General features: G+C 75.0%; 6 protein-coding genes. 2 read left to right on the forward strand and 4 right to left on the reverse strand.

Annotated elements, in window-relative coordinates; translation table 11 throughout:
• Nucleotides 1-75 precede the first annotated feature (75 nt).
• Together ACFTXQ_RS23755 and ACFTXQ_RS23760 are read right to left on the reverse strand one after the other, a co-directional pair.
• On the reverse strand, nucleotides 76-1,536 hold the full coding sequence (locus ACFTXQ_RS23755; RefSeq protein WP_382643889.1) for an MFS transporter: 1,461 nt from the start codon (nucleotides 1,534-1,536) through the stop codon (nucleotides 76-78).
• Nucleotides 1,533-2,477, reverse strand: a complete 945-nt coding sequence (locus ACFTXQ_RS23760; RefSeq protein WP_382643891.1) for a class I SAM-dependent methyltransferase — start codon at nucleotides 2,475-2,477, stop codon at nucleotides 1,533-1,535. Before ACFTXQ_RS23760 ends, ACFTXQ_RS23755 begins: the two co-directional genes overlap by 4 nt.
• 78 nt (nucleotides 2,478-2,555) lie before the next feature.
• Here ACFTXQ_RS23760 and ACFTXQ_RS23765 point away from each other — a divergent pair, with 78 nt between their 5' ends.
• On the forward strand, nucleotides 2,556-3,221 hold the full coding sequence (locus ACFTXQ_RS23765) for a helix-turn-helix domain-containing protein (RefSeq protein ID WP_382643893.1): 666 nt from the start codon (nucleotides 2,556-2,558) through the stop codon (nucleotides 3,219-3,221).
• Nucleotides 3,222-3,383: 162 nt separating this feature from the next.
• Nucleotides 3,384-4,271 carry an ion transporter gene (locus ACFTXQ_RS23770; RefSeq protein ID WP_382643895.1) on the forward strand — a complete coding sequence of 296 codons (888 nt, stop codon included), beginning with the start codon at nucleotides 3,384-3,386 and terminating at the stop codon, nucleotides 4,269-4,271.
• A 41-nt stretch (nucleotides 4,272-4,312) separates the two neighbouring features.
• On the opposite strand, the gene ACFTXQ_RS23775 is transcribed toward ACFTXQ_RS23770, so the two are convergent.
• Both ACFTXQ_RS23775 and ACFTXQ_RS23780 read right to left on the reverse strand, forming a co-directional pair.
• On the reverse strand, nucleotides 4,313-4,981 hold the full coding sequence (locus tag ACFTXQ_RS23775; RefSeq protein ID WP_382643897.1) for an O-methyltransferase: 669 nt from the start codon (nucleotides 4,979-4,981) through the stop codon (nucleotides 4,313-4,315).
• Entirely contained in the window at nucleotides 4,978-5,886 is a 909-nt protein-coding gene (locus tag ACFTXQ_RS23780) for a hypothetical protein (RefSeq protein WP_382643899.1), read from the reverse strand. The genes ACFTXQ_RS23775 and ACFTXQ_RS23780 overlap by 4 nt, the downstream gene beginning before the upstream one ends.
• Nucleotides 5,887-6,157 lie beyond the last annotated feature (271 nt).

Consider the following 6,157-nt stretch of genomic DNA (forward strand, 5'->3'; position numbering starts at 1 on the left):
AACGCTTCCCCCCGTAGCCGGCCGCGCCTACCGACAAGATCACCTTACCTGCGGCCGGCGTGATTTCGGCCACGCTCAGGAGCTTTCGGCGGTTCCCGGGGTGCGCCGCGCGAACGTACGGCTTCCCACCGCCGTGCAGAGTGCGACGACGACCAGAACTCCCGCCACCGCGAAGGTGATCCGCATGCCGTCGGCCACGGCGTCGGGGCGCGCCGTGGCGACGTCGGCGGCCGCGGAGGCCAGGGCGAACACGGCGCCCATGACCGAGGCGCCGGTGATGAGCCCGAGGTTGCGCGACAGGTTGAGCATCCCGGAGGTGACGCCCCGCCGCTCCGCGGGGACCTCCGCCATGACCCCGGTGTTGTTGGCCGTCTGGAACACCGCGTAGCCGGCGGTGACGACGACGAGGGGGGCGAGGTAACCGGGGACGCCGAGCGTCTGCGGGATCACGGAGAGGAGGAAGCAGCCGGCCGTCATGGCGGCCAGCCCGGCGACCGTGATGCGGAACGCGCCGAAGCGGTCCACGATGCGGCCGGCCGGCGGCCCCGTCAGCGCCGCGACCAGCGGACCCACCGACAGGACCAGTCCGACGAGGGCCTCGCCGAGGCCGAGCGTGCGGGAGAGGTAGAACGGGCCGACCACCAGCGTCGCCATCATCACCGTCGAGACGAGCGCGCTCATGGCCAGGCCCGCGCTCAGCACGGGATCACGGAACACGGCGGGCCTGAACAGCGGTGATGGCGCCCGCGCCTCGGCCCGTACGAAGAGCCACACCCCGAGGGCTGCGACCACCAGCAGCGCGACGTTGAGCGCCCCGAACCGGCCGCGCCCGGTCGTCATGGCGAGCGCGTAGGCCGCGAGGGTCAGGGCGAGCAGCAGCGTGCCGAGGTGGTCGAAGCGGGCCGGGCCGGCCGTGGGCTCCCGCAGTCGGTCGGCGGGCAGGTGGCGGTGCGCGAGCAGCAGGGTCAGCAGCCCCAGCGGCACGCTGACGAGGAACAGGGCCCGCCAGCCGAATCCGGAGATCAGTACGCCGCCCAGGGACGGGCCGAGAGCGGTGCCGATCGCGGACATGGTGCCGAGCAGCCCCATCGCGCTGCCGGTCCGCTCCTTGGGCACCGCCTCGCCGACGAACGCCATGGTCAGCGCCATCATGACGGCCGCGCCCAGGCCCTGCGCGGCCCGGGCGGCGATCAGCAGCCACAGCGTGGGCGCCGAGCCGCACAGCACCGAGGCCGCCGTGAAGAGGAGGACGCCGACGAGGAGGAGCCGCCGGCGGCCGATGAGGTCGCCGAGCCGGCCGACGCTGACGATCACGGTGGTGATGGCCAGGAGGTAGGCGAGGACGATCCACTGCACCGCCTGGAAGGAGGCGCCGAATGCCTGCGCCAGCGTCGGCAGGCCGACGTTGGCGATGCCGGTGCCGAGCGAGGACAGCAGCATCGACAGCGACAGGCCCGCCAGCACCCACCGGACCGAGGGCGCCGGCGCGGTACGTCCGGGTGCCGCCTCGGCCCGGCCCGTGCCCGTCTGCTTCATCGGGCGCCGACCGCCGGGCGGACGCCCGTGAAGACCGTGGTGGCCCAGAGGAGGAAGGCGTCCGGCCGCCGCAGGATGCCCTCCGGCGCCTCCGGATCGACCAGGACGTCGAGGGTCTTGCGGTCCTCCGCGTCCAGGGACTCGCCCATCGCGTCCCGCAGCCGGGTCAGGTGCGTGTGCAGGAAGGCACGGGCCGGCTCCCCCAGTGGCGCCGGCAGGTCGAGGAGGAACGTGAAACCGCCGGTCTCGGTGAGCCCGGCGCGCCCGAGCATCGCGGGCCAGTCCTCGACCACGGCGGCGCTGCCGGGCAGCTCGTCCCGCATCACCGAGAACCACTGCTCCTGAACGGCGTCCAGCCGCGCCTGGAGGCCCGGCCTGCCGATGCCGATGTCACGCGGCAGGAAGCGCATCGGCAGCCCGGCCTCCGCGACGGCGAGCAGGCCGCCGGGCCTCAGCACGGCGGCGAGCGCGTCCAGGGCGCCCTGCTGGTCACCGAGGTGGTGCACGGCCTTGCTGCTCCAGACCAGGTCCGCCGCGCCGAGGCCGTCGTCGAGGCCCTCGGGGAGTTCCGCGTGCCGCGTGACGACCCGGCCGCCGAGGCCGAGCCGCTCGGCGCGGGCCAGGGTGTGGTCGAGCAGCCCGGGCGCCCCGTCCACCGCGACCGTTTCGGCGTCCGCGAAGGTCTCGGCGAGGACGCAGGTCATCACGCCCGGCCCGCTGCCGATGTCGAGGACCCGCCGGACCTCGTGCCCGGGGCCGAGCAGCTCCTTCAGGCGGGCCGCGGTGCTGGTGAGGACCGGCAGCTGGATCTCGCCGTTCCGCTCCAGGTGGGCGGCCATGACCTCCCAGTCGATGTCGGTGGAGTGGTGTCCGTGACCGTGACCGTGGCCGTTCCCGTGCTTGTGCTGGTGCTCGTGTCCCGGGGCGCTGTGTGTGTTCATGCCCAGGAGCGTGCGCCGCCGCAACCGCGAACGGCAATTCTTGTTGCCGTTTCCGGGACGGCGAGGTGCAATGCCCGCATGCACACACCGCACGGCAAGCCCCGCGACACGGCGCACGCGGCACGGGACACCGCACATGACACCGCACATGACACGGCGGCGGACGCCCCACCGCCGCACCAGGCCGTCCTCGACGAGGTCGCCCCCCGGCTCCGCCGGCTGCGCGCCCAGCGCGGCCTCACCCTCGCCGCGCTCTCCGAGGCGACCGGCATCTCCAAGAGCACCCTGTCCCGGCTGGAGTCCGGTCAGCGCCGCCCCAGCCTCGAGCTGCTGCTGCCGCTCGCCTCCGCCTACCGCGTGCCCCTGGACGACCTGGTCGGCGCGCCCGAGGTGGGCGATCCCCGGGTCCGGCTGACCCCCCGTACCCTGCCGAACGGCGGCACCTCCGTGGCCCTGACCCGCGGCCCGGGCCCCCTCCAGGCGTACAAGATGATCATTCCGGACCGGGGCAGCGAGCCTGACCTCCGCACGCACGAGGGCTACGAGTGGCTCTACGTGCTCGACGGCCGGCTGCGGCTCGTCCTCGCCGAGCACGACCTGGTCCTCGGCCCCGGCGAGGCCGCCGAGTGGGACACCCGGCTGCCCCACTGGTTCGGCAGCGCCGACGGCCGCCCGGTCGAGATTCTCAGCCTCTTCGGCCGGCAGGGCGAGCGCATGCACGTCCGCGCGAAGCCACGCGCCTGACGGCGGATCACCGGCGCGTCGGCGTGCGCCCGGTGGTGAAACCCGATCGGTTGTATCGCGTTAGAAGGACGGACCCGCCGCGCCCCGCCGGGCGCGCCGCCCTGCGACGACGACAGTACGAGGAGCCCGATGAGAGTCCCGGAGCCGGCCGGACGCGGCCGTATGAAACTGGCAGCCCGATGCCGGGTGGCCACGGAGGCTCCCGCCTTCGGGCTGGTCGTCTTCTGCGTGATCCTGCTCAACGCCGGACTGATGGGGGTGGAGACGTACAGCGGCCTCGCCCAGGAGTACCGGCAGGTCCTGCGGAGCGCCGAGGACTGCTGCCTCGTGGTGTTCTCCCTGGAGATGCTGCTGCGTCTCGGCGCGCACGCGGACCGGCCGAAAGCATTCTTCCGGGACCCCTGGAACCTCTTCGACCTCGCGATCGTGGCCTCCGCCTTCGTCCCCTTCGTCCGCGAGAACACCACCGTGCTGCGGCTGCTGCGCCTCGCCCGCGTCCTGCGCACCGCGCGCTTCCTCCCGCACCTGCGGATCCTGCTGATCGCCGTCGGCCGCAGCCTGCCGGGCACCGCCAGCTTCCTCTTCGTCGGCGCGCTGGTGCTGTACGTGTACGCCATGGTCGGCTGGGTCTGCTTCGCGGACTCCGACCCCCAGCACTACGGTTCCGTCGGCCGGGCCATGCTGACCCTGTTCCTGCTCACCACGCTCGACGGCCTGACCGACGCCGTCCGTGCGGGGCTGCAGATCTCCCGGCTCAGCATCATCTACTACGCCTCCTACGCGCTGCTGGCCTCCTTCGTGCTGGTCAACGTCCTCATCGGGGTGGTCCTCAACTCGCTCGACGAGGCACGGGAGATCGAGGCGGAGGCCGGCCGGGTGCCGCCGCCGGCCGGCCCCGACGCGGACGGGACGGACGTCAGGGAGCGGATCGCCACGGCCCGCCGGGCACTGGACGAGATCGAGGCGAGCCTGGCCGCGGCGGACCGGCCCGCGGACCGGCCCGGCGCGGGCGGCCGGCGGCTGGAGACCGCCTCGCACACCGGGTCCTGAGCCGGGGCCCCGCCCGTCCCGGGCACGCGGGCGGGGCCGCCTCAGCGCTTGCGCGCGAGGGTGAGGCCGTCCGCGATCGGCAGCAGCACCGACTCGACGCGGTCGTCCGCGCGGACGTGCGCGTTGAACTCGCGGATGGCCAGGCCGTTGCCCCGGGCGTCGGCGCGGGCCGCCTCGCCCCCGTAGAGGACGTTGTCGGCGAGCAGCAGCCCGCCGGTCCGGACGCGCGGCACCAGCTGGTCCCAGTAGGACCGGTAGCCGGTCTTGTCCGCGTCCAGGAAGACGAGGTCGATCACCGGCTCGGGCGGCAGCGCCTTCAGGGTCTCCAGGGCGGGGGCGATCCGCAGGTCGACCCGGTCCGCGACCCCGGCCTCCTTCCATGCCGCCCGCGCGATCGAGGTCCACTCCTCGGAGATGTCGCAGGTGACGACACGGCCGCCGGGCGCCAGCCCTTCGGCCAGCGCGATCGTCGAGTAGCCGGTGAACGTGCCGACCTCCACGATCCGCCGGGCGCCGGTCAGCCTGGCCAGCAGGGTGAGGAACACCGCCTGCTCGTGCGGGATCTGCATCACGGCCGAGCCGCCGAGCGCGCGGGTGCGTGCGATCAGCCGTTCCTGCGCGGGGCTCGGCGGTTCGGCCTGCGCGAGCAGGTAGGCGTAGACCTCGGGGGTCAGGGGGACGGTCTTCACGTCCTCCGGATTCCTGCTCATGCCGTACGCCCGACCAGCCGGACCTCCCGGGGCGCGGCTCCGAGGCCGCGCGCGAGGGCCCGTACGCCGTCCTCCGTCAGCGGGCCGCCCCCGGCGACGAGCACGTCGTACGTCTCCCCGTGCAGCGGGTCGGTGGCGCGTACGCACGTCACGTCGGCGCCGGGCAGCAGGGCGCGGAGGCGGGCGGCGAGGCCGGGGGCCCCGGCCGGGTGCGCGCGGCGGTCCGGGCGCAGGAACTGCCGGCCGTCGGGGAGGGTCCACGGGCCGTCCGGGTCCCAGCCGGTCCGGTGGGCGGCGGCGCCCGACTCGGTGTCGCCGAGCACCTCGACCAGGGCGGTACGCCGGCCGTCGCACAACCGCACGGCTTCCGGGGGGAGTTCGCCGGAGCCGTGCAGGAAGGTGACGTGCTCGAAGGCTGCGAGCCAGCGGGGGTGGCGGGCCAGGGTCCGGAAGGCCCGGGGGACGGTGACGACGGCGATCCGGCGGGCCTCGACCTGGGGCGGCGGGCGCGGGCAGTCGAAGGCGGGCCAGAACCAGACGGGCAGCCGGGTCACGGCGGGCAGCAGCACGGTCGCGGCGGCCCCGTGGACGCCTTGCGGGGCCGCGAAGCTGACGATCGCCTGCGGCTCGTACGGGCCGATCAGGCGGGCGAGTTGCTCGGCGTCCGCGCGCAGGCGGGCCCCGGGGAGGGTCCGGGCGGAGCCGGGCGCGTGGAAGTCGTAGTCCCGTGCGACGAGCCGCTCCACCAGGTCGGTGGCGGCCGCGGCACCTACCGAGTCCCACGCCAACTGCCACCCCCCGGCCGGGGGTTCGGCGGCCCCCGCCGCCGGGCTCCCGATCCCGGGCCGGTCCCACAACGCGTCGAAGGGCAGCGCCGCGTATCCCGCCTCCCGCCTTCGCCGCATGCCGCTCCTCGGGGTCGCCGATACCGTCAGGACCTCTGCTCAACGACACGGGACGCCCCCGGAAACGGTCTGCCTCCCGCCGCGCGCCTCGCCGGCGGGGCCGCGGTGTTCCGGGTGCGGCGCCGCTGCCGCGCGCCTCGCCGGCGGGGCCGCGGTGTTCCGGGTGCGGCGCCGCTGCCGCGCGCCTCGCCGGCGGGGCCGCGGTGTTCCGGGTGCGGCGCCGCTGCCGCGCGCCTCGCCGGCGGGGCCGCGGTGTTCCGGGTGCGGCGCC

The sequence above is a fragment of the Streptomyces sp. NPDC057010 genome, assembly GCF_042673805.1.
In the GTDB taxonomy this organism is placed as follows: Bacteria; Actinomycetota; Actinomycetes; order Streptomycetales; family Streptomycetaceae; genus Streptomyces.